20 protein-coding genes are annotated in these 21576 nt (G+C 71.8%); 11 read left to right on the top strand and 9 right to left on the bottom strand.

Annotated elements, in window-relative coordinates:
* Positions 1 to 7: 7 nt before the first annotated feature.
* Positions 8 to 502: an inorganic diphosphatase gene (locus OHA19_RS22425; RefSeq protein WP_031090989.1), complete on the top strand. Its 495-nt coding sequence runs from the start codon at positions 8 to 10 to the stop codon at positions 500 to 502.
* A gap of 217 nt (positions 503 to 719) precedes the next feature.
* Positions 720 to 2429, top strand: a complete 1710-nt coding sequence (locus OHA19_RS22420) for a threonine/serine exporter family protein (protein ID WP_405713985.1) — start codon at positions 720 to 722, stop codon at positions 2427 to 2429.
* A gap of 24 nt (positions 2430 to 2453) precedes the next feature.
* Here the strand turns inward: OHA19_RS22420 and OHA19_RS22415 are convergent, their stop codons facing one another.
* Positions 2454 to 3167: a DedA family protein gene (locus OHA19_RS22415; RefSeq protein ID WP_405713987.1), complete on the bottom strand. Its 714-nt coding sequence runs from the start codon at positions 3165 to 3167 to the stop codon at positions 2454 to 2456.
* A gap of 170 nt (positions 3168 to 3337) precedes the next feature.
* Between OHA19_RS22415 and OHA19_RS22410 the strand changes: the two genes are divergently transcribed.
* A complete protein-coding gene (locus tag OHA19_RS22410; protein ID WP_405713989.1) occupies positions 3338 to 3703 on the top strand; it encodes a YbjQ family protein in 366 nt (121 codons plus the stop codon).
* A gap of 68 nt (positions 3704 to 3771) precedes the next feature.
* Here OHA19_RS22410 and OHA19_RS22405 read toward each other — a convergent pair whose 3' ends face one another.
* Complete coding sequence (locus tag OHA19_RS22405; protein ID WP_405713991.1) at positions 3772 to 4530, bottom strand: MerR family transcriptional regulator; 759 nt, start codon at positions 4528 to 4530, stop codon at positions 3772 to 3774.
* A gap of 136 nt (positions 4531 to 4666) precedes the next feature.
* On the opposite strand from OHA19_RS22405, the gene OHA19_RS22400 reads away from it, so the two are divergent.
* The 3 genes from OHA19_RS22400 (at position 4667) to OHA19_RS22390 (ending at position 8137) form a co-directional block, all read left to right on the top strand.
* Entirely contained in the window at positions 4667 to 5941 is a 1275-nt protein-coding gene (locus OHA19_RS22400) for an ion channel protein (protein WP_405713992.1), read from the top strand.
* 134 nt (positions 5942 to 6075) lie between these two features.
* A complete protein-coding gene (gene wrbA / locus OHA19_RS22395; RefSeq protein ID WP_405713994.1) occupies positions 6076 to 6699 on the top strand; it encodes an NAD(P)H:quinone oxidoreductase in 624 nt (207 codons plus the stop codon).
* 13 nt (positions 6700 to 6712) lie between these two features.
* Positions 6713 to 8137: a glutamate decarboxylase gene (locus OHA19_RS22390; protein WP_405713996.1), complete on the top strand. Its 1425-nt coding sequence runs from the start codon at positions 6713 to 6715 to the stop codon at positions 8135 to 8137.
* Between the two features lie 29 nt (positions 8138 to 8166).
* Here OHA19_RS22390 and OHA19_RS22385 read toward each other — a convergent pair whose 3' ends face one another.
* From OHA19_RS22385 to OHA19_RS22370, 4 genes are all read right to left on the bottom strand, one after another.
* Positions 8167 to 8787: a PadR family transcriptional regulator gene (locus OHA19_RS22385; protein ID WP_405713997.1), complete on the bottom strand. Its 621-nt coding sequence runs from the start codon at positions 8785 to 8787 to the stop codon at positions 8167 to 8169.
* Positions 8788 to 8805: 18 nt separating this feature from the next.
* A complete protein-coding gene (locus OHA19_RS22380; protein ID WP_405713999.1) occupies positions 8806 to 9357 on the bottom strand; it encodes a DinB family protein in 552 nt (183 codons plus the stop codon).
* Positions 9358 to 9529: 172 nt separating this feature from the next.
* Positions 9530 to 10987, bottom strand: a complete 1458-nt coding sequence (locus tag OHA19_RS22375) for an aldehyde dehydrogenase family protein (RefSeq protein ID WP_405714000.1) — start codon at positions 10985 to 10987, stop codon at positions 9530 to 9532.
* Between the two features lie 55 nt (positions 10988 to 11042).
* On the bottom strand, positions 11043 to 11924 hold the full coding sequence (locus tag OHA19_RS22370; RefSeq protein ID WP_405721599.1) for a helix-turn-helix domain-containing protein: 882 nt from the start codon (positions 11922 to 11924) through the stop codon (positions 11043 to 11045).
* A 329-nt stretch (positions 11925 to 12253) separates the two neighbouring features.
* On the opposite strand from OHA19_RS22370, the gene OHA19_RS22365 reads away from it, so the two are divergent.
* A complete protein-coding gene (locus OHA19_RS22365; protein WP_405751289.1) occupies positions 12254 to 12751 on the top strand; it encodes an ATP-binding protein in 498 nt (165 codons plus the stop codon).
* A 60-nt stretch (positions 12752 to 12811) separates the two neighbouring features.
* Here OHA19_RS22365 and OHA19_RS22360 read toward each other — a convergent pair whose 3' ends face one another.
* Entirely contained in the window at positions 12812 to 13054 is a 243-nt protein-coding gene (locus OHA19_RS22360) for a DUF397 domain-containing protein (protein WP_037690973.1), read from the bottom strand.
* Positions 13055 to 13307: 253 nt separating this feature from the next.
* Here OHA19_RS22360 and OHA19_RS22355 point away from each other — a divergent pair, with 253 nt between their 5' ends.
* A complete protein-coding gene (locus OHA19_RS22355) occupies positions 13308 to 13799 on the top strand; it encodes a hypothetical protein (protein WP_405714005.1) in 492 nt (163 codons plus the stop codon).
* Between the two features lie 21 nt (positions 13800 to 13820).
* Here the strand turns inward: OHA19_RS22355 and OHA19_RS22350 are convergent, their stop codons facing one another.
* Both OHA19_RS22350 and OHA19_RS22345 read right to left on the bottom strand, forming a co-directional pair.
* On the bottom strand, positions 13821 to 15974 hold the full coding sequence (locus tag OHA19_RS22350) for an FUSC family protein (protein WP_405751286.1): 2154 nt from the start codon (positions 15972 to 15974) through the stop codon (positions 13821 to 13823).
* 66 nt (positions 15975 to 16040) lie between these two features.
* The gene (locus tag OHA19_RS22345; protein ID WP_405751283.1) at positions 16041 to 17231 is read right to left on the bottom strand and encodes a DUF2786 domain-containing protein; all 1191 of its coding nucleotides are present in this window, start codon (positions 17229 to 17231) and stop codon (positions 16041 to 16043) included.
* Positions 17232 to 17336: 105 nt separating this feature from the next.
* Here OHA19_RS22345 and OHA19_RS22340 point away from each other — a divergent pair, with 105 nt between their 5' ends.
* The 3 genes from OHA19_RS22340 (at position 17337) to OHA19_RS22330 (ending at position 21495) form a co-directional block, all read left to right on the top strand.
* Positions 17337 to 18182 carry an ABC transporter ATP-binding protein gene (locus tag OHA19_RS22340; RefSeq protein ID WP_405714010.1) on the top strand — a complete coding sequence of 282 codons (846 nt, stop codon included), beginning with the start codon at positions 17337 to 17339 and terminating at the stop codon, positions 18180 to 18182.
* Complete coding sequence (locus OHA19_RS22335) at positions 18176 to 20338, top strand: FtsX-like permease family protein (protein WP_405751280.1); 2163 nt, start codon at positions 18176 to 18178, stop codon at positions 20336 to 20338. Before OHA19_RS22340 ends, OHA19_RS22335 begins: the two co-directional genes overlap by 7 nt.
* 155 nt (positions 20339 to 20493) lie before the next feature.
* On the top strand, positions 20494 to 21495 hold the full coding sequence (locus tag OHA19_RS22330; protein ID WP_405714014.1) for a DUF1259 domain-containing protein: 1002 nt from the start codon (positions 20494 to 20496) through the stop codon (positions 21493 to 21495).
* Positions 21496 to 21576 lie beyond the last annotated feature (81 nt).

Below are 21576 nucleotides of genomic sequence, written 5' to 3'. Positions count from 1 at the left end.
GCCACCCGTGGAGTTCGACGTCGTTATCGAGATCCCGAAGGGTTCGCGGAACAAGTACGAGGTGGACCACGAGACCGGTCGGATCCGCCTGGACCGTCGACTCTTCACCTCGACCAGCTACCCGGCGGACTACGGCTTCGTCGAGAACACCCTCGGCGAGGACGGCGACCCGCTGGACGCGCTGGTCATCCTGGAGGAGCCGACCTTCCCCGGCTGTCTCATCAAGTGCCGCGCCATCGGCATGTTCCGGATGACGGACGAGGCCGGCGGCGACGACAAGCTGCTGTGCGTGCCGGCCTCCGACCCCCGGGTGGAGCACCTGCGCGACATCCACCACGTGTCGGAGTTCGACCGCCTGGAGATCCAGCACTTCTTCGAGGTCTACAAGGACCTGGAGCCGGGCAAGTCGGTCGAGGGCGCCGACTGGGTCGGCCGCGCCGAGGCCGAGGCCGAGATCGAGGCCTCCTACAAGCGCCTCGAGGCGCAGGGCGGCGCGCACTGACCCGAGCGTCCGGGCCGGATTCCGGCCGAGGTACGTGACACGGTTCCGTTTTCGCGGTTCCGTGCCGGGAACGGGCGGTACTCCTCACGACGGAGTGCCGCCCGTTCCGCGTGTCCGCCCGCTCCGTGTGCCGCCCTCCTGGCGTCCGCGCCCCGTCCCGTGGCCATACTGGGCACAGGTACGGACGATGGCGCGCAGCCGAGGGGAGCGAGGTCGAGTGGTGGCGGAACAGGGCGGTCCGGAGGACCAGAAGCCCCAGTCCGACGAGGCGCGCAGCGCCTTCGCCCCGCCGGCCGGGGTGGACCGGCGCGCGTCCGCGCCCGACGACGACCACCCGACATCGGAGTTCGCCGTTCCGGCCGGTCTGACGGCCGAGCCCCAGGGACCGGGAACAGGCTCCGCTTCGGCCTCCACCCCGGCGTCCGGTTCGGGTTCGGAGACGACCGGTTCGGCCTTCGCCCCGCCGCGCACCTACAGCGCCCAGCACTCGCCCCCCGCCTTCACCCCGGCCCACGGCAGCCCGATGATCCGGCTGACCAAGGAGGCCCCCTGGCAGGACCGGATGCGCACGATGCTGCGGATGCCGGTCGCCGAGCGCCCGGCGCCCGAGACGGTGCAGAAGGCCGACGAGACGGGTCCCGCTGTGCCGCGGGTGCTCGACCTGACGCTGCGCATCGGGGAGCTGCTGCTGGCCGGCGGCGAGGGCGCCGAGGACGTCGAGGCGGCCATGTTCGCGGTGACGCGCAGCTACGGCCTGGACCGCTGCGAGCCCACGGTCACCTTCACCCTGTTGTCGATCTCGCACCAGCCGTCGCTGGTCGACGACCCGGTGACGGCGAGCCGTACCGTACGCCGCCGTGCCACCGACTACACCCGGCTGGCCGCTGTCTTCCGGCTGATCGACGACATCACCACCGAGGACGTCGACGTCTCGCTGGAGGAGGCCTACCGGCGGCTGGCGGAGATCCGGCGCAACCGGCATCCGTACTCCGGGTGGGTGCTGACGCTGGCCGCCGGCGGACTCGCGGGGGCGGCGTCGGTGCTGCTCGGCGGCGGTCCGCTGGTGTTCCTGGTGGCGGCGGTCGGCGCGATGCTCGGCGACCGGCTCGCCTGGCTCTGCGCCGGGCGGGGGCTGCCGGAGTTCTACCAGTTCGTGGCCGCGGCGATGCCGCCGGCCGCGCTGGGGGTGGCGCTGACCCTCACCCACTGGTCGGACCTGCAGCCGTCCGCGGTCATCACCGGCGGGCTGTTCGCGCTGCTGCCGGGGCGGGCCCTGGTGGCTGGGGTGCAGGACGGGCTGACCGGTTTCTACATCACCGCGGCCGCGCGGCTGCTCGAAGTCATGTACTTGTTCATCGGCATCGTCGTCGGTGTGCTGCTGGTGCTGTATCTGGGGCTCCAGCTGGGTGCCCAGCTGAACCCCGAGGCCAGGTTCATCGCCCCCGACCGGCCGGTGGTGCAGATCCTGGCGTCGATGGCGCTCTGTTTCGCCTTCGCGATCCTGCTCCAGCAGGACCGGTCCACAGTGCTGGCGGTGACCCTCAACGGCGGTGTGGCCTGGGTGATCTACGGGGCGATGGCCCGCACCGGCAACATCTCGCCGGTGGCGGCGACGGCGACGGCGGCCGGTCTGGTGGGGCTGTTCGGGCAGTTGTTCTCGCGCTACCGGTACACCTCGTCGCTGCCGTTCATCACGGCGGCGATCGGCCCGCTGCTGCCCGGTTCGGCCACGTACTTCGGTCTACTGGCCGTGGCGCAGGGGCGGGTGAACGCCGGGCTGGCCTCGCTGTCGACCGCGGTGGCCACGGCGCTGGCCATCGCGATCGGGGTGAACCTGGGGAGCGAGATCTCCCGGCTGTTCATGCGCGTGCCGGGTGCGGTCGGCGGGGCCAACCGCCGCGCGGCCAAGCGGACGCGCGGCTTCTGATCCCCGCGGCGTTCGGGGCGTACGTCAGCGCTTGGCGTGCCGGCCGCGCTGGCCCGAGGACGGGCCGCCCCCGGCGGACGGACCGTGGCCCTCGCCGCCGCCGGACTCCGCCTCCTTCTTCGACTTGGAGCGGGCCCGCAGGAACTCGATCGCGATCGGCACCACCGAGATGAGCACGATCAGGATGAGCATCGCCTCGATGTTCTCGTGGACGAAGTCGATCTTGCCGAGGGCCGAGCCGAGCAGCGTGACGCCGACGCCCCAGAGCACTCCGCCGATGATGTTGAACACGATGAACGAGCGGTAGTTCATCCGGCTCACACCGGCGATGATCGGCGTGAACGTACGCACCACGGGCACGAAGCGGGCCAGGATCAGCGACTTCGGGCCGTACTTCTCGAAGAAGTCGTGCGCCTTCTCGACGTTCTCCTGCTTGAAGAGGCGGGAGTCCGGGCGGTTGAAGAGCGAGGGGCCGACCTTGCGGCCGAAGAGATAGCCGACCTGGTCGCCGATGATCGCCGCCAGCGCCACCAGCAGGCAGACCAGCCAGATCGGGGTCTTCAGCTGGCCGGTGGTCACCAGCAGACCCGTGGTGAACAGGAGCGAGTCGCCGGGGAGGAAGAAGCCGATCAGCAGTCCGGACTCGGCGAAGACGATGAGGAGTACGCCGGGAAGTCCGAAGGTGTTGATCAGATAGTCCGGGTCCAGCCAGCTCGGGCCGAGCGCAAGCGTATTCAAGGGTCCGGGGCTCCTGGATCGTTCGATGGCGGCTGCGTGGCCGCCCAAAGCTATCAACGCAGGATGACGCCCCCGGGTTCCAGATGGCCCCCACGAGGGCGCACACCGGACCGGCCGGGGATGCACTCCGGATCAACCGGGACAAAGCTGTCCCCAGGAGGTGCCACACGATGGGCATTGAGGATTACGGCGGCGGACAGACGGACCAGTCGGACGTCCTGGTCGTCACGACGAACGACGTGCCGGGCTTCCAGGTGACCCGGGTGATCGGGGAGGTGTTCGGCCTCACGGTCCGCTCCCGTCATCTGGGCAGCCAGATCGGCGCCGGGCTGAAGTCCATGATCGGCGGCGAGCTGAAGGGGCTGACCAAGACCCTCGTCGAGACCCGGAACCAGGCGATGGAGCGGCTCGTCGAGCAGGCGAAGGCCCGGGGCGCCAACGCGGTGCTGATGATGCGCTTCGACGTGACCGAGGCGGCCGACGTGGGCACGGAGGTGTGCGCGTACGGAACGGCGGTCGTGATCAGCCGGAGCTGAGCGGTCGCGGCCACGGGGGCGGGGCGGGGGCGGGCACGCCGGCCACCCGGTGCCCCGCCCCGTGGCGGTCACCCCGAACGTCGGGCGTTGGCCTCGATCGCGTCCCGCAGATGCTCGGCCAGGCCCGGCCGCATCGAGTCGTAGAACGCGCGGAACCGCTCGTCGGACACGTACATCTCGCCGAGCGCCTGGTGCATCTCGGCGGAGCACTCGTAGAACCACTTGCCCATGTGGAGCCGGTGGGCCTCGGCCAGCTCCATCGCCCGCTCACCGGTGGCCGGCTCCCCGGCCTCCATCAGCGCGTCGTAGGCGGCGCCCCATTCGGCGACCTCCGCCTGCATCTGTTTCCAGTCGTCCTTGGTGTACCTGGCAGCCCGGCGCTGCGACTCGGCGTATGCGTCGGTGCCGCCCCAGCGGCGTTCGGCCTCCTCGGCGTGCTCCTCGGGGTCCTTGCCCCCGAAGACCTCGAACTTCTCCTCGGGCGTGAGGTTGATGCCCATCTTCCGTGCCTCCATGGCTGTTTCGACGGCGTCGGCCATCTTTCGCAGTTCGGCGATCCGGTCGCAGAGCAGCCGGTGCTGGCGCCGCAGATGCTCCTGCGGGTCCGCTCCCGGATCGTCGAGCAGTACCGCGATCTCGTCGAGCGGGAAGCCGAGCTCCCGGTAGAACAGGATCTGCTGGAGCCGGTCGAGATCACCGTCGTCGTAGCGGCGGTGCCCGGCCCGGCTGCGCCCGCTGGGCGAGAGCAGTCCGATGCCGTCGTAGTGATGCAGGGTGCGCACCGTGACTCCGGCGAATCCGGCGACCTGTCCCACGGGGTACTCCATGACTCCCCGCTCCCTTCTCCGATCGGGTACGTCCCGAGCCTGGGTCCTGACGTGACGTGAGGTGCAAGCCCGAAATGCCACCGCCCTCGACGCCATTGGGACTGTTATGTGCCTTTTACGTCGTTATGGTGAGCCGGTGGCCACCGATTCCTCCGCTCCCGCCGGACCCACCCCCGTACAGCGGCTGCTGCCCGTCATCGTGCCCGCACTGACCGTCGGGGCCCTCTGCGCCCTCGTCCTGCTCGGCATCAGCCTGCTCGCGGAGAAGCTTCAGGGCGTGCTCTGGGGGACGCTCCCCGACGCACTCTCCGTCGGCCGCTACTCCGCGCTCTGGGTGATCGTGGTGCTCACCGCGAGCGGGCTGGCGGTCGGGCTGCTCGTCCGGGCGGTGCCCGGTCACGCGGGCCCCGACCCGGCGACCACCGGGCTGGTCGATCCGCCGATGCCGCCGGGCGTGGTCCCGGGACTGCTGCTCGTCACGGTCCTCACCCTGGCGGGCGGGGTCAGCCTCGGTCCGGAGAATCCGATCACGGCCGCCAACATCGCGCTGGCCTGCCGGCTCGGCCGCCACTTCGCGCCCGGCACACCGGTCGCGCTCTGGCTCTCACTCGCCGCGGCCGGCACCATCGGGGCGCTCTTCGGCACCCCGGTCGCCGCCGCGCTGATCCTCTCCGAGACCCTCGCCTCGCGCGCCGAGCCGGGTGCGCTCTGGGACCGCCTCTTCGGGCCGCTCGCGGCCGGCACCGCGGGCGCGCTCACCATGACACTGCTGGCCCACCCCAGCTTCGACCTGGCGCTGCCGGCCTACGACCGGCCGCACTCGGGCGACCTGCTCTCCTCCGTCGCCATCGCCCTGGCGGGAGCGGTGCTCGGCATGCTGACGGTGTACGCGCTCCCGTACGCGCACCGGCTCTTCCGGGCCCTTAACCACCCGGTCCTGGCGCTGACCGCGGGCGGTCTGCTGCTTGGTCTGCTGGGTGCGCTGGGCGGCCATCTCACCCTGTTCAAGGGGCTCGACGAGGTGAAGGAGATCGCCGCCGACCCGGGCGCCCGGTCGGCCGGGCAGTTCGCGGTCATGGCCGTGGTGAAGGCGGCCGCGCTGCTGATCGCGGCGAGCTGCGGCTTCCGGGGCGGCCGGATCTTCCCCGCCGTCTTCGTGGGCGTCGCGCTGGGGCTCTGCGCCCATGCCCTGGTCACCTCGGTGCCGGTGGCGCTCGCGGTGACCTGCGGGGTGCTGGGGGTGCTGCTGGCGATCACCCGGCAGGGCTGGCTGAGCGTGTTCACCGCCGCGGTACTGGTCGGCGACGCGGCCGTGCTGCCACTCCTGTGCATCGCCTCGCTGCCCGTCTGGCTGCTGGTGACCGGGCGTCCGCAGATGCAGCTGCACGAGGACGGTACGCCGCTGAAGTGAGCCGAGGGCGGGGCGGACCGCCCGGCGCGCTCGAAGCGCCGGATGCCCACCTCTTCCGTATCGTCGCATTCGTGCCGATTCGCCCCTCGGGGTCCGCACGGTTGTGTCCCGTCAGCCTGCCGGAGGTCCGCGCAATGCTCACGCCCGTCAACGTCGCCGTCATCTACTACTCGTCGACCGGAACCGTCGCCACGATCGCCAAGGCCATCGCGCAGTACGCCGAGAAGGCCGGTGCCGAGGTGCGGCTGCGCAAGGCCGGTGAGCTCGCCCCGCAGGCAGCCATCGACTCCAACCCGGCCTGGGCGGCCAACGCGAGGGCCACCGCCGACATCGCCGAGGCCTCGCCCGACGACATGATCTGGGCGGACGCCGTGATCCTCGGCTCGCCGACCCGGTTCGGCAACGTGACCGCCCAGCTCAAGCAGTTCCTCGACACCCTCGGCGGTCTCTGGCAGGCGGGCCGACTCGCGGACAAGGTCTACAGCGGCTTCACCTCCACCAGCACCGCCCACGGCGGCCAGGAGTCCACGCTGCTCGCGCTCTACAACACGATCCACCACTTCGGCGGCATCCTGGTCGCCCCCGGCTACACGGACCCGTCGAAGTTCGCCGACGGCAATCCATACGGCACCTCACACGTGGCCGGCCAGGGCGACATCCCGGTCGGCGAGCAGACCCTGACCGCCGCCCGGGTCCAGGCCGAGCGGGTCGTCAAGTTCACCCGGGCCATCAAGGACGGCCTCGCCGCCGAGAGCTGAAAGGGCTGATCCGATGCCTCTCCACAAGGGCTCCTCCCAGAGCACGGAACCGTCCGCAGCCCGCCGCAGGCTCGCCCTCAACCCGTTCTACGGGGAGGCCGACCCGGTCGCCGGCATGGAGTCGGCGCCGCCCCGGCACCGGCTGCCCGACGGGCCGATGCCGCCGTCGACCGCGTACGGCCTGGTCCATGACGAGCTGATGCTCGACGGCAACTCACGGCTCAACCTCGCCACCTTCGTCACCACCTGGATGGAGCCCCAGGCCGGGGTCCTGATGGGCGAGTGCCGCGACAAGAACATGATCGACAAGGACGAGTACCCGCGCACGGCCGAGCTGGAGCGGCGCTGTGTGGCGATGCTCGCCGACCTCTGGAACGCCCCCGACCCCTCGGCGGCCGTGGGCTGTTCGACGACCGGCTCCAGCGAGGCCTGCATGCTCGCCGGGCTGGCGCTCAAGCGCCGCTGGGCGGCCCGGAACGCCGACCGCTATCCGGCGGCCGCCCGGCCGAACCTGGTCATGGGCATCAATGTGCAGGTCTGCTGGGACAAGTTCTGCAACTTCTGGGAGGTCGAGCCGCGGCTGGTCCCGATGGAGGGCGACCGCTTCCACCTCGACCCGCAGGCCGCCGCCGACCTCTGCGACGAGAACACCATCGGCGTCGTCGGCATCCTCGGCTCCACCTTCGACGGCTCGTACGAGCCCATCGCGGAGCTGTGCGCGGCGCTGGACGCCCTCCAGGAACGCACCGGTCTCGACATCCCCGTCCATGTGGACGGGGCCTCCGGGGCGATGGTGGCGCCGTTCCTGGACGAGGACCTGGTGTGGGACTTCCGGCTGCCGAGGGTGGCCTCCGTCAACACCTCCGGGCACAAGTACGGCCTGGTCTACCCGGGCGTGGGCTGGGTGCTGTGGCGTTCGCCCGCCGAGCTGCCGGAGGAGCTGGTGTTCCGGGTCAACTACCTGGGCGGCGACATGCCGACCTTCGCGCTGAACTTCTCCCGGCCCGGCGCGCAGGTGGTCGCGCAGTACTACACCTTCCTGCGACTGGGCCGGGAGGGCTACCGGGCCGTCCAGCAGGCGTCCCGGGACGTGGCATGCGCTCTCGCGGAGCGGATCGAGGCGATCGGCGACTTCCGGCTCCTCACCCGGGGCGACCAGCTGCCCGTCTTCGCGCTGACGACCGCGCCGGGGGTGGAGGCGTACGACGTCTTCGACGTGTCGCGGCGGCTGCGCGAGCAGGGCTGGCTGGTGCCGGCGTACACCTTCCCGGCCAACCGGCAGGACCTGGCGGTGCTGCGTGTGGTGTGCCGCAACGGTTTCTCCTCGGACCTCGCCGAGCTGCTGCTGGAGGACATCAGGCTGGCCCTCGCCGACCTGCGCCGCCAGCCGCACCCGATGAGCCGCGACCGGCAGACGGCGACGTCCTTCCACCACTGAACGGAGTCGGTGCCCCTCGCCGGGCGGAGTCAGTGCCCCTTCGCGTAAGGGTTCTCCTGCCCGTCGGCGAGCACCCCGACGAAGGGCTCGCCCTCCCCCGCGAAGGTGTACGCCCCGCCCTCGATGCGGGCGATCAGCCCACGCGTCCACTCGGCCCCGGCGTCCGCCGAGTGGACCCACATGTTCATGATCTCGCCGATGTGGCCGATCGACTCGGGCCCGGCCTCCGGCGTGTAGTACTCCGTGACCGTGGCCCGCCACGCCTCAAGTCCGGCGACCCGCTCCTTGAGCAGCTCGACCGCCTCGGCCCGCTCCAGGTCGACGATGCCGCCGAGCCCCGCCGACAGCACGTCCGGCTTCTGGTCGTACGAGGTCAGCGCCGCGCGCAGCAGCGCGAAGTACTCCTCGTCGCCCTGCTCGGTGATCTCGTACTCGGTGCGGGGCGGGCCGCCCGCCGTGCTCGGGGCGGTCTCGTGGGCGAGCAGCAGTCCCTGCTTCGCCATCTGCTTCAGCGCGTGATAGACCGAGCCGGGCTTGGCGTTGGACCACTCGTGCGCACCCCAGTACTCCAGGTCGTTGCGGACCTGATAGCCGTGCGCCCGGCCGTGCTGGCGCACGGCGCAGAGGACCAGCAGCCGGATCGCGGACATCTCACGCACCTCTTCTACTCAACTTTGATTAGCGTAGCCCCCCGCCTGGGCGACCAGCTCGAACGCCGTCCGGCCGTCCAGGGACTCCCGGATGATGTCGGCGTGCCCGGCGTGCCGGGCGATCTCCTCCACGAGGTGGGCCAGCAGCCAGCGCATCGAGACCCGTCCGTCCTTCGGGAACCAGGGCATGTCGGGCAGCGGGAAGGTGTCGTCCAGGCTGGGCACCGAGCGGATGAACTCCGCCTCCTCGGCCACGACGCCGTCCCAGAACTTCAGCATCTGCTCCACCGTCTCGTCGCCGACGAGACGGAAGCTGTCCGCCCAGGTCTCCGCGGTGCGGACGGACTCGTTCGGCTGCTGCTGGGCCATCCGCAGCCAGTTCAGCTCGGTCTCGGCCACGTGCTTGAGCAGCCCGGAGAGGGAGAGTTCGCTGGCGCTGGGGCGGCTCGCCGCCTGCTCCTCGGTCAGCCCGATCAGGGAGCGCCGGATCGCACCGCGCTGGGCCTCGATGAAGGAGAGGAGCATGCCGCGCTCGTCGCCGGGGGCTTCCGAGGGAACGTGAGTGACCATGGTGTCCGCCTTGATGATCCGTGCCGGTTCTTCCTGACACCGACCAAGCTACGGACACTTGCGGTCAGCTACGGTCCTCAACTCGCGACCCAGGCCCCCAACTCGCCGGATCAGGCCCACGACTCGCGGAAGCAGATCCCCACCTCGCCGGATCAGGCCCCAACTCACGTGATCAGAAGGGGAACTGGCTCCGCCCGTGCTGAATCGAGATCCACTTCAGGGTGGTGAAGGCCTCGACGGTCGCCTCGCCGTTCAGCCGGCCGAGCCCGGAGGACTTCTCGCCGCCGAACGCCACCAGCGGATCGTCCTGGACGGTCGAGTCGTTGACGTGGAACATCCCGCTGACCACGCGCCGGGCGAACCGCACCCCGCGTTCGGTGCTGCGGGTGTGCACGGCGCCGCTCAGCCCGTACGGGGTGTCGTTGGCGATGCGTACGGCCTCGTCCTCGCCGTCGAACGTCATCAGCAGCGCCACCGGGCCGAATATCTCCTGGGACAGCAGCGGGGAGTCGTCGGGGAGCCCGGCGAGCACGGTCGGCTCCACGAGGTTGCCGCGGGTCCGGCCCCGGACGAGCGCGGTGGCCCCTTCGGCGATCGCCTGGTCGACCAGGGCGGTCAGGGCGTCGGCCTGGAAGGTGTTGATGACCGGGCCGATCCGGGTCTCGGGTTCGCGCGGGTCACCGGTCCTCAGCGCGGCCACCCTGGCGGTGAACCTCTCGGTGAACTCCCGCTCGACGCGGCGGTCCACCAGGATCCGGTTGGCGGCCATGCAGACCTGCCCCTGGTAGACGAAGCGGCTGTGCACGGCGGCGTCGACCGCGTAGTCGATGTCCGCGTCCTCCAGCACCACCAGGGCGCTGTTGCCGCTGAGTTCGAGGATCGTCCGCTTGAAGTGCCCGGCCGCGACGGCTCCGACATGGCGGCCGACCCGGTCCGAGCCCGCGAACGAGATCACCTTGGGCACGGGGTGCTCGATGAACGCGTCCCCGATCTCGGCGACATCGGTGATCACGATGTTGAGCAGCCCGGCGGGCAGCCCGGCGTCCGCGAAGATCTTCGCGATCAGCGTGCCGCCGACGACCGGGGCGTTCTGGTTGGGCTTGACGACGACCGCGTTGCCGAGCGCGAGGGCCGGTGCGACGGACTTCATCGCCACCAGGAACGGGAAGTTGAAGGGGCTGATCACTCCGATGACGCCGACGGGCAGCCGGTAGAGGCGATTCTCCTTGCCGTCCGCCGCGGCGGGCAGCAGACTGCCCGGCGGACGCAGCGTCTGACGGATCGCCTCGCGCAGGAATTCCTCGGCGACCCGGACCTCGTACTCCGCCTTGACCCGGGTGCCGCCGAGTTCGTCGATGATCGCGTCGACTATGTCGTCGTGCAGTTCCCCGGTGATGCGCAGTGCGCGTTCCAGGATTTCGCGGCGCTCGTACGCTCCGGTGGCGGCCCAGGTCCGCTGGGCGCGCTCGGCGGCGCGGTAGGCCAGGTCGATCTCCTGCGCGGTGGCTATGGTGATCGCGGCGAGTTTCTCCCCGTTGTACGGGTTGAAATCGATGATGTCCCACGAGCCGGTTCCGGTCCGCCACTCACCGTCGATGTATTGGTCGGCCAGCTCGTAGAAGAAGGACATGCCGATCCCTTGATTCAGGTGCAGACTCCCGTCGAGCCGTCATCGTACTGACGAATCAGGTGAGTTGGAGTAGACCACGGAGCAGATCGCGGCTCTCCTCGGGCCCCGGGCTGTCCTCGTGGAGCCGCGCCATGGCCTTTTCGTACTGCGCGACTTCTTCGGCCTTGTCCAGATAGAGCGCACTTGTCAGCTGCTCCAAATAGACAATGTCCGACAGGTCGGATTCCGGGAACCGCAACATCGTAAAAGAACCGCTCTCACCGGCATGCCCGCCAAAACTGAAGGGCATCACTTGGAGAGTGACGTTGGACTGTTCCGACATTTCGATCAGATGCCGCAATTGCCCGCGCATCACTTCACGGTCGCCGTAGGGCCGGCGCAGCGCCGCCTCGTCCAGTACGGCGTGCAGATGGGGTGCGCGTTCGGAGACGAGGGCCTTCTGCCGTTCCAGTCGCAGCGCCACCCGGCGGTCGATCTCGACGGCGGGCGCGGCGCCCATGCCCCGGCTGACGACCGCGTGCGCGTACGCCTCGGTCTGCAACAGGCCGTGGACGAACTGGACTTCATACACCCGGATGAGCGACGCCGCTCCCTCCAGCCCGATGTACGTCTGGAACCAGCCGGGCAGCACATCGCCGTAACTGTGCCACCAGCCCGCCACATTGGCTTCACGGGCCAGGCCGAGCAGGGCGTCGCGCTCCGCTTCGTCCGTGACTCCGTAGAGCGTGAGCAGATCCTCGACATCCCTGGCCTTGAAGCTCACCCGTCCCAACTCCATGCGGCTGATCTTCGATTCGGAGGCCCGGATGGAGTAGCCGGCCGCCTCACGGGTGATGCCGCGCGAGTCGCGCAGCCGCCTGAGCTGCGAGCCCAGCAGGATGCGCCGCACCACAGATCCACTCGACTCGCCTGCCACCACTGGACCGGTCCTCCCCATCGCTTCCCTGGCATCGGGGCTCCCCCCCTGACCCCAAGTGCCGGATTCTGCCACCAAAACGCTTCAGCCCGTACTCATTCGATTACGGAAATGAGAAGCCTTCCAGAAAGCTGTGAAAATACGCGCGGGAAGAAATGACCAAGAACCGGCACGGGTTCGGACAGGTCAGGCGCGTGCACGTGCATCTGCCCTTGCATCTGCCCAACGCATTGGGAACCATGGGGCTCGCGCACCTGCGTGCTCGTTCGTGTTGTGCCGCTGTACCCCCCGCAGTACTGATACAGCCGCGAATCCCGGGAGTGCCTCGCATGGGGACGAATGGATCGACGATGCTCGAGCCGTTACGGCAGGGGCTTCCCCCCATCGATCCCTCAGCCGTCTCCGGATCGGCGACCTGCACACTGCCCGCCCGCTACGAAGCCGTGGGCGGGGCGAGGCGGTTCACCCGGACGACACTGAACGGATGGGGACTGGCCGAGCGGTTCGACGACGTCGCGCTGGTGGTCTCCGAACTCGTCACCAACGCCCTGCGGCACGCCCTGCCCTCGGACAGCTCCGCACCGGAGTCCCAGGACCCGCCGGTACGGCTGCACTTGATGCGCTGGAGCTCGCGACTGGTGTGCGCCGTGCGCGACCCCAGCCGGGAGAGCCCGATCGCCTCCGAGGCACCGGACTGCGCGGAATCCGGCCGCGGCCTCTTCCTGGTGGAGTCCTTCAGCGACTCATGGGGCTGGCACCCCACCCCGGTGACGGAGAACCCCGGCACCCCGGCCGCATCGCGCGGCAAGGTGGTCTGGGCGCTCTTCCGGCTCTCCGACTCCATGTGACCCGCCCGGCCGCGACGAGCGGCCGGCGGTCCGGGCCGGACACCGGCCCGCGGGAAGTGGTCAGCCGCCCGCTATGAGGTGGTCGAACTCCCCGTCCTTCACCCCGAGCAGCAGTGCCTCTATCTCGGCCGGCGTATAGACCAGCGCCGGCCCGTCGGGGTGGCGCGAATTCCGCATCGCCACATCTCCGTCGGGCAGTTTCGCGAACTCCACGCAGGAACCCTGGGAGTTGCTGTGTCTGCTCTTCTGCCAGACGACTCCGCGAAGCTCTGTGGCCGCCATGCCGTTGTACACGTGGTGCACAGGACGCTCCCCGAGTTGCAAGGTGCAAGTGTCAACTGTCTCGGATCATAGCTCTGTTCAAATTTCGCTGCATGCGCAGATGCATGTGCGGATGCACGTGCACGCGGGGTGTTCTCGCGATTACAGCTTCACCCCGTACGGAGAGACGCACAGGAAGCCGTTTCGGCTCCGTCTACCCCCGGTCGAGCTCTCCATCCCGGCGGAACGCGCTGATAACTTGGCTCGGTCTTTCGTCAGCAAGGGGGAATTGCAGATGCACGGAATCGTACGGACCGGTGCGGTGATGGCCGCCGGAATCCTCTGCACCGCGGCACTGACCGGCTGCAGCAGCGACAGCGCGAAGAGCGGCGAGCCGGGCGGCTCCGCCGCCTCGGACCGGCCCGGTCCGTCGGCCGACGACCGCGACAGCGGGTCCGGGACCGACGCCGCGGCGCTGGAGGGCGGTTGGGCCGGAAAGACCGACGGCAAGGCGGTCGTCCTGTCGGTGGCGTCGGGGAAGGCCGTGCTCGTCACCGAACAGCACGCCTGCACGGGCACCGTGCAGGACGCGGACAAGGTGACGCTCACGCTGAAGTGCGTCGACGGCGGCGACGACCGCACCACGGGGTCCGTCGACTCCAACGATGGCAGGACCGTCGTGGTGTCCTGGGGCAGCGGAGTCAAGGACACCCTGGCCAAGACCGAGCCGGGTGCCCTGCCGTCCGGCCTGCCGGACCTGGCCGATCTGCCGACCACGGCCCCCTGACAGCCCCTGGCGCCGGCTGCCTCAACCCGCCTTGTCCTCGGGCGGTTTCGGCTTCGGCTTTCCGTCCAGCCCGCGGGAGAACTCCTCCAGCGCTTCGAGGAGCAGGTGGGCCCCGTCCCGTACGAAGGGGTCCGCCCTCCCCTCGTCCGTGCGCTGTCGCGCGTCCCACTCCGCCAGCGCCTCGCGCACCTCGGACCAGTCCGGCACCCGCCGCTCCCGTACCGCCTTCGCCCCTTGTTCGGTGGCCCGGCGCAGCGCCCCGGCCAGGCGCGCCGCGTCGGGTACGGGGGTGGCGCCGCCGCCCGGCAGATGGGCCTCCAGCAGCATCGCGGCCCGGCCCAGCTGGGCGAGCGCGTGCTGGGTGTCGTCGGCGGCGGAGCGCGAGAGGCCGCGGTTGCGCACCGGTTCGTGCTGGGCGATGGCCAGCGCCTCCTGCCAGGCGACCCGGGCCTCACGGGTGTCGAGCAGCGCGGAGCGCACGTCGTCGTGGCCGCGCTCGGCCGGTTCGGCGTACTGGTCGACGACCGAGGCGGCGTACCGTCCGTCCGCCTTCAGCCAGTCGCCGAGCCGGCCGCGCAGCCTCGGGGTCTCCCAGGCCGGGTAGAGGGCGTACGAGATCATCGCGAGGAGGCCGCCCGCGAGGGTGAGGACGACCCGTTCGAGCACGGTCTGCGACAGGCTGTCGCCCGCCATCCCGAGCAGGAAGACGACGTACGCCGAGACGCAGGCCTGGCCGACCACGTAACCGGTGCGCATCAGCAGGTACATCAGCAGGGCGCAGAGCACGGAGAGCACCGCGGCCGTGGTCACTCCGGGGTGGGTGACCTGGACGATCCCGGTGGCGAGCGAGACGCCGACGATCGTGCCGCCGAACCGGGCCACGGACCGCGCGTACGTCTGCGAGAACTCCGGCCGCATCACCATGACGGCGGCCATCGGCGCCCAGTAGCCGTGCCCGAACGGCAGCGCGGTACCGATGAGGTAACCACCCGCCGCGACGACGGAGACCCGGACGGCGTGCCGCAGGATCGGTGACCCCGGGCGCAGTTCGGCGCGCATCGCCTTCAGGACGACGGGGACCAGCCGCGGCAGGGTGGGGCGGCGGCGGTGCGGGACGGCGGGGGTCCCGTCCAGCGGGGCCTTGATGGCCTCGGCGGCCTCGTCGGCCTTGGCCTCCTGCTCCTTCGTGCCCTCGCCCTCGGCCGTTTCGATGACGTCGGAGAGCAGTGCGCCGAGCCGGTCGGCGGCGCGCAGCGGCGGGCCGGTGAGGAGCGTTCCGGTGTCCGGGGTCTTCAGCGCGGCGACGGCGGACGGGGCGAGCTCGACCGGGTTGCCGTGGCGGATCGCGCGGGCCGCCGAGTCGAGCACCGATCCGGCGGCGGCGAGCAGCTCGCGGACCCGTTCGCGTTCCCGGCCCTCGGACGGCACGCCCAGGGACGGGTCGGCGAGCGAGGCGAGCACCGGCCTGATCCGTTCCGCGACCCCTCGGGAGCCCCGCAGCTCGGGCGGCCGGCGGCGGGCCTGGCGCGGGGTGACCGCGGCCGCGCTGCGGGCGGTCATCAGCGGCACCGGGTCGAACGGGGCGAGCGGGTCGTGGCGCAGCCGGCGGGCGTAGTCGGCCTCGGCGGCCAGCGCGTCGGCGAGGGCGTCGCGCTGGGCGCCCCATCTCCGCACCGGGAACAGGACGATCAGCGCCGCCTGCACGATCCCGCCGAACAGGATCATCACGGCGTGCACGGCCGAGTTGGCGACGGAGGTGGGCAGGGTGACCGTGACCAGCATGATCGCCACGTTCGACGCCGCGATGATGCCGGCGGTCGGGCCCGCCGCCCAGGCCAGGCCCGCGACGAAGGTCCAGAGCGCCAGCAGGGCGAGGAACAGCAGCAGCCGGGAGCCGGTGAGGTAGCCGAGGAACGTCGACACGGCGAGGCTCGCCCCGGAGACCAGGGCGAGGACGGGCCGGGGGCGCCAGCTGCGCTGGAAGGTGGCGATGGCCGCCTGGAACGCGCCGAACGCGGAGCTCGCGGCGACCACCGGCCCGAAGAACGCGAGGCTGACCCCGATGACGAGGGCGAGACCGGCCGCACCGCGGATCGCGATGAGCGGTTCGAGACGACGGCGCTCGATCGACAGCCCCGAGCGGGCGGTCTCCTTCAGCGCCCGGAGCCAGCTCATGCCCAGAGCCTAACCGGAATTACCGTTTGGCCCGAGTTGTCGGAAATCGGCTCACGGGGGCGGCGGCTATCTCCTCCCGTGGCCGTCGCGGAGCTCCGGGCCGCTCCCGCCCATCCGTGCCCGGTCGGCGGCGGCCGTGCCGTGGGTCCATCCGTCCAGGTCGGTGGCGCCCCGGACCCGGGTGGTCGTGGTCTCGGGGAACATCCGCTCGGCGGTGTCCGTGACGGCCATGTCGCGGGCGGCGAGGACCGGGAGGAGACCGGGGTCGCCGGACCCCGTCGGCCCGGCCCCGGATCCGGCCCCGGCGGCGGCGGTGACCCGGGCGGTGTCGGCGGCGAGCCTGCTGCCCAGCCGCTGGGCGTAGGCCATCAGGAACGACTGCCGGAAGGTCTTGGTCCGCTTGCGTCCGCCGGCCCGCTGGCCCGCCTCCGCCTTCGTCATCGCCACCGTGCCCTGGACCAGCAGGGAGGTGTGGAGCAGTTCCACGGCGTCCAGGTCCGGCTCGAAGCCGACCACCGTGGAGAAGCCGAGGTCGCTGTTCCACACCGCACGGCAGCGGTTCGCGGCGGCGACCGCGTCGAGCAGGATCGCCTTCGCCGTCTCGTACGGCGCGTCGACCCCGATCCGGCATGCCCCCGGCGCCTCCTTGCTGTGCGTACGGGCGGCGAGCAGGGCCTCGTCGATGGAGTGCCGGGCCATCAGCTCCTGCGCCTTGGTGGTGAGGGCCTCCGCCTCCTCGGGGAATCCGGTCGCCTCCGCCTTGGCGAGCAGGGCGCGGATCCGGGTCAGCATCCGGGGCTCGTCGTGTGCCGGTGGCAGGTGGAGCCCGTGCGGGAGGGCGCCGGGCGGGGGCCCGACCGGTTCGATCGCGGGGAGCCCGAGCAGCAGCCGGTACAGGCCGAGGACGGCACAGGCGTAGGAGAAGCGGTCCGGCCGGTTCCGGGGCGGCGCCTCGGGGAGCCCGTCGAGCTGGGACCGCCATCGGGGCGGCAGCCCCTCGTACCGCACGGTCTCCGAGAGGATCAGCCCGGCGGCCAGACGGGCCGCCGTCTCGTCGAGGTCGCGGCGGACCAGACGTACGACATCGGCGGGCTGCCAGCCGCGCTCCCAGGCCCGGCGGACGAACTCCTCGCCGCGCCGGAACAGTTCCGCGTCGGCCGTCGGATCGGCGGCGAGGAGGGAGGCGCCGGTGTCGGGACCGGCGTCGCCGTCCGAGTAGAGGGCTGCCGCGAATGCCTGGTCGATCACCGGTTCCATGAGGTCAGGGTAGGCAGGGTGGTGCGGCGGGGTATGCCTGGCCCTACCCCACCGCAGGGGTCTGGCAGTCGTGATCGTGGGGCGGCGGAACGGTTCGATCGACGCATGACCTCCTCCCGAGCATCCGTCGCTCCCACCAGCGCCGCCGACGCGGTACGGCTCCGCTCCGTGCGCCGTGCCTACGGCGAGGCCGACGCCCTCGGCCCCGTCGACCTCACCGTCCGCACCGGCACCTTCACCGCCGTCATGGGCCCGTCCGGTTCCGGCAAGTCCACGCTGCTGCACTGCGCGGCCGGGCTCGACCGGCCGACGTCCGGCACCGTCGAGGTGGGCGGGGCGGAGCTGACCGGGCTGAGCGAGCGCCGGCTGACGCTGCTGCGCCGGGACCGGATCGGTTTCGTCTTCCAGGCGTTCAACCTGATCCCCTCGCTGACCGCCGCCCAGAACGTCGCGCTGCCGCTGCGGCTCGCGGGCCGCCGCCCGTCCCGTACCGAGGTACGGGGCGCCCTGGCCCGGGTCGGTCTCGCGGACCGTGCGGGGCACCGGCCCGCCGAGCTGTCCGGGGGCCAGCAGCAGCGGGTGGCCCTGGCGCGGGCCCTGATCACCCGGCCCGCGGTGCTGTTCGGCGACGAGCCGACCGGCGCGCTGGACACCGCGACGAGCCAGGGGGTGATGGAGATGCTGCGGGAGCTGGTGGACCTGGAGGGGCAGACGATCGTGATGGTCACCCATGACCCGGTGGCCGCGGCCTACGCGGACCGGGTGCTCCTCCTGGTCGACGGGCAGGTGGCGGCCGATCTGACCGGGCTCGACGCCGAACGGATCGCGGCCCGGACGGCGACGGGACGCACGGGCGCGGACGGACAAGAGGGCGGCCGGACACGCGGGCACGGGCGCGGGCCCGCCGTCGCCGGATCCGTCCCGGCTCACGTCCGGGAGGCGTCGTGCTGACCGTCGCCCTGGCCTCCCTGCGCACCCGCTGGACCGCGCTGACCGGCACCTTCGTCGCGCTCGCGCTGGGCGTGGGGCTGATCGCGGCCATGGGTCTCGGCCTCGCCTCGACCCTCGGCGCCCCGGACCGGGCACCGCAGCGCTTCGCCGCGTCACCGGTGGTGGTGATGGGCGACGACACCCTGACCGTGCCGGTGCGGCGCGGACCGTCCACAGCGGAGGTCACCCGGAAGCTCGCCCATCCACACCCTGTGGATATCGCACTCCTGCGCGACCTCCGGAGGCTCGGCCCGGTGACCCGGGACGACGGGCGGACCACGGCGTCGGGACTGCGGGGCGGACCGGACGCCGTGGGGGTGGACGCGCCCGTGGCCGAGGTGCGCCGCGTGGTCGGCGACCGTGCCCTGGTCCTCACCGGGGACGACCGTCGCCGGGCCGACCCGGCCACCGAGCGGGACGCCGAGGGGCTGCTGACCGCGAACGTGCTGCTCGGCACCGCGGGCGGCCTCACCGCCTTCGTCTCGGTCTTCGTCGTCGCGTCGACGTTCGCCTTCTCGGTGGCGCTGCGCCGGCGCGAGTTCGGGCTGCTGCGCACGGCGGGCGCCACGCCGGGCCAGCTGCGGCGGCTGCTGCTGACGGAGGCCGCCGTGGTCGGCACCCTGGCCTCCGCCGCCGGGTGCGTGCTGGGCGGTCCGGGCGCGCAGCTGCTCGCCGGGCTGCTGGTCGACGAGGGGATGGCGCCGTCCTGGTTCGTCATCCGTCCGGCCGCCTGGCCGCTGCACGCCGCCTTCTGGACCGGGCAGGCGGTTTCCCTGGCCGGGGTCTGGGCCGCCTCGCGGCGGGCGGGCCGGACCGGCCCCGCCGAGGCGCTGCGCGAGGCCGATGTCGATACGGGCGTGCTCCCGCCGGTCCGCCGGCTGCTGGGCTTCGTCCTGCTCGCGGGGGCCGCGTTCCTGATGGCGAAGACCCTCGCGGCCGACCCGTCCGCGCTGCTGAAGCGGAAGACGTACATCACGCAGCCGATGGTCCTGATCACGGCCGTCGCCCTGCTCTCGCCGCTGCTCGTACACCCGCTGACCCGGCTGGTCCGGCTGCCGGGGGCGACCGGGACGCTGGTGACCGCGAACACCTCGGCGGCGCTGCGGCGTACGGCTGCGGTGGCCGCTCCGGTGCTGATCACCGTGGCGCTGGCGGGTGCGGTGGCCGGCTCCGCGATGACGGGTCCAGCGGTGAAGGCCGCGGAGGCGCGCGAGCACACCGGGGCCGATCTGGTCGTGACGGGCCAGGGGCTGAGGGTCCGTCCGGTGCCCGGCGCCACGCTGTCCGCCTCCGCCCCGACCGCCGTCTACGTACGCGAGGAGGGCTCCGCCCTGGTCGCCTTTGAGGCCCGCGCGGTGGACGACGCGAAGGCCCTGGCCCGGGTCGGGCGGCTGCCGGTGGTGGCGGGCGACATCGCTGATCTGGACGACGGCTCGATCGTGGTGAACGAGGAGTGGACCCAGCACACGGTGGGCTCGACGGTACGGGTGTGGCTCGGCGACGGGCGCCCCGCCTCCTTGCGGATCGCGGCGGTGCTGGCCCTCGGAACGGGGAACAACGGCGCCTATGTGACCAGGGCGAACGCCCCGGCGGCGGCCGCGGACCGGATCGAGGCACGGCTCTCGCCGGGCGCCGACCGGGCCGTCGTCGAGGCGCGTCTGCGCGGGACCGGCGGCACGGTGCGGTCGACGGAGCAGTGGCTGGCGGCGACGTATCCGAGCGCCGGTCCGCAGACCCGGACCGGTCTGGTCGTGATCCTGGGGATCGCGCTGCTCTACACCCTGATCGCGCTGGCCAACACGATGCTGATGGCGGGGTCCGTACGCTCCTCGGAGCTGGACGCGCTCCGGCTGGCCGGCGCCACCCGGCCGCAGGTCCTCGCGGTGGTGGCCGGGGAGACGCTGTTCGCGGTCGGGCTCGGGGCGCTGCTCGGCCTGGCCGTGGCCGGGGTGCAGCTGGCGGGCCTGGCCGCCGCGCTGGCCTCGGTGTCGGCGCCGGTCGTGGTGTCGGTGCCGTGGGCGCTGATGGGCGGCGCGGCGGGGGCGTGCGCGCTGGTCGCGGTGGGGGCGGCGCTGCTGCCGGGGGCGGTGCGGCGCCGCTCGCCGAGAACGGGCTGAGGCGTGGTGGGGGCGCCGCCCCACCGGGGGCCGGCCGGACAACACGTTTAGTCCATCCAGCCCCACCCGCTGACGATGTATCCGCTTTCATCCTTTCTTCATGATTTCGCATGCTTTCATCTCGCCATGGAGCGACCGATGGAGGCGAGCGGACGATGACCGGAGACCGACAGCAGAGCCCGGACGCACGGGCGATCACGTCACGACGGCGCGTACTGGCGGCCGCCGCGTTCGCGCCGGTGCTGACCGTGGCGAGCCCCGCAACCGCCCACACCCTGCCCGCCGGAATGACCGGGGCGGGGCACGGGATGCAGATCAAGCCGGCACCGACCGCCCTGGAGGACTGGGCGGGCGTGGCGAAAGCGCTGGGCCGCGGCGGCAACATGCTGCGCGGCACGACGTACCACACGGGCTTCCCCCGGCGGGATCTCCTGGTGGTCTCCGACGGCGTCGTCGTCACCCCGGGGCTGGCGCTGGGCACGCACGTGGCCTTCGTCCGCTACGCCGACGGCTCCACGATGGTCATGGGCGACGTGGTGGTCACCGAGCGCGAGCTCCAGCACGTGACCGACGCGTGGCAGGCGCACGGGATCGAGCAGACCGCGATCCACAAGCACCTGCTCTCCCAGACCCCCGACCTGTGGTGGACCCATGTCCACGGCCACGGCCACGACGCGGCGGCCCTGGCCCGCGGCCTGCGCGCCGGATTCGACCGCACCGGCACCCCGCCCCCGGCGCGGCCGCAGCCGCCGGCCCCGGTCGACCTGGACACCGCCGGGATGGAGGCGGCGCTGGGCACCACGGGCTCCACCGACGACGGGCTCTTCAAGATCCTCTTCGTCCGCCGCGAGACCGTCGCGGACGGCCATCTGATCCTGCCGCCCGGCCTGGGGTCGACCAGCGCGTTCAACTTCCAGCCGCTGGGCGGCGGCCGGGCCGCGCTCAGCGGCGACTTCGCCATGCGCGCCGACGAGGTCCCGCACGTGCTGAAGGCGCTGCGGCGCGGCGGGATCAAGCTCGTCGAGCTGCACAACCACCATCTGTCGGAGGACCCCCGCCTGTTCTTCACCCACTTCTGGGCGGTGGGCGACGGCGTCAGGCTCGCCCGCGCGCTGCGCCCGGCGGTGGACGCCACCGACGTCGTACCGGGCGGCTGAGACCGGCCGGGGCCACCGGCCACCGCCCTGTTCCGCCGGTCGCCGGACCGGATTGCGCCGGTCCAGCGACCGGCTTCGTCC

Source organism: Streptomyces sp. NBC_00012, assembly GCF_045040875.1.
Classification (GTDB): Bacteria; Actinomycetota; Actinomycetes; order Streptomycetales; family Streptomycetaceae; genus Streptomyces.
This window is presented reverse-complemented; position numbering and strand designations above follow the sequence as displayed.

Excerpts from the sequence above, each read along its gene's own strand:
- OHA19_RS22410 (WP_405713989.1), top strand. The coding sequence starts at position 3,338 with ATGGGCATTGAGGATTACGGCGGCGGACAGACGGACCAGTCGGACGTC.
- OHA19_RS22405 (WP_405713991.1), bottom strand. The coding sequence starts at position 4,530 with ATGGAGTACCCCGTGGGACAGGTCGCCGGATTCGCCGGAGTCACGGTG.
- wrbA (WP_405713994.1), top strand. The coding sequence starts at position 6,076 with ATGCTCACGCCCGTCAACGTCGCCGTCATCTACTACTCGTCGACCGGA.
- OHA19_RS22390 (WP_405713996.1), top strand. The coding sequence starts at position 6,713 with ATGCCTCTCCACAAGGGCTCCTCCCAGAGCACGGAACCGTCCGCAGCC.
- OHA19_RS22385 (WP_405713997.1), bottom strand. The coding sequence starts at position 8,787 with ATGTCCGCGATCCGGCTGCTGGTCCTCTGCGCCGTGCGCCAGCACGGC.
- OHA19_RS22380 (WP_405713999.1), bottom strand. The coding sequence starts at position 9,357 with ATGGTCACTCACGTTCCCTCGGAAGCCCCCGGCGACGAGCGCGGCATG.
- OHA19_RS22375 (WP_405714000.1), bottom strand. The coding sequence starts at position 10,987 with ATGTCCTTCTTCTACGAGCTGGCCGACCAATACATCGACGGTGAGTGG.
- OHA19_RS22370 (WP_405721599.1), bottom strand. The coding sequence starts at position 11,924 with ATGGGGAGGACCGGTCCAGTGGTGGCAGGCGAGTCGAGTGGATCTGTG.
- OHA19_RS22365 (WP_405751289.1), top strand. The coding sequence starts at position 12,254 with ATGCTCGAGCCGTTACGGCAGGGGCTTCCCCCCATCGATCCCTCAGCC.
- OHA19_RS22355 (WP_405714005.1), top strand. The coding sequence starts at position 13,308 with ATGCACGGAATCGTACGGACCGGTGCGGTGATGGCCGCCGGAATCCTC.
- OHA19_RS22350 (WP_405751286.1), bottom strand. The coding sequence starts at position 15,974 with ATGAGCTGGCTCCGGGCGCTGAAGGAGACCGCCCGCTCGGGGCTGTCG.
- OHA19_RS22345 (WP_405751283.1), bottom strand. The coding sequence starts at position 17,231 with ATGGAACCGGTGATCGACCAGGCATTCGCGGCAGCCCTCTACTCGGAC.
- OHA19_RS22340 (WP_405714010.1), top strand. The coding sequence starts at position 17,337 with ATGACCTCCTCCCGAGCATCCGTCGCTCCCACCAGCGCCGCCGACGCG.
- OHA19_RS22330 (WP_405714014.1), top strand. The coding sequence starts at position 20,494 with ATGACCGGAGACCGACAGCAGAGCCCGGACGCACGGGCGATCACGTCA.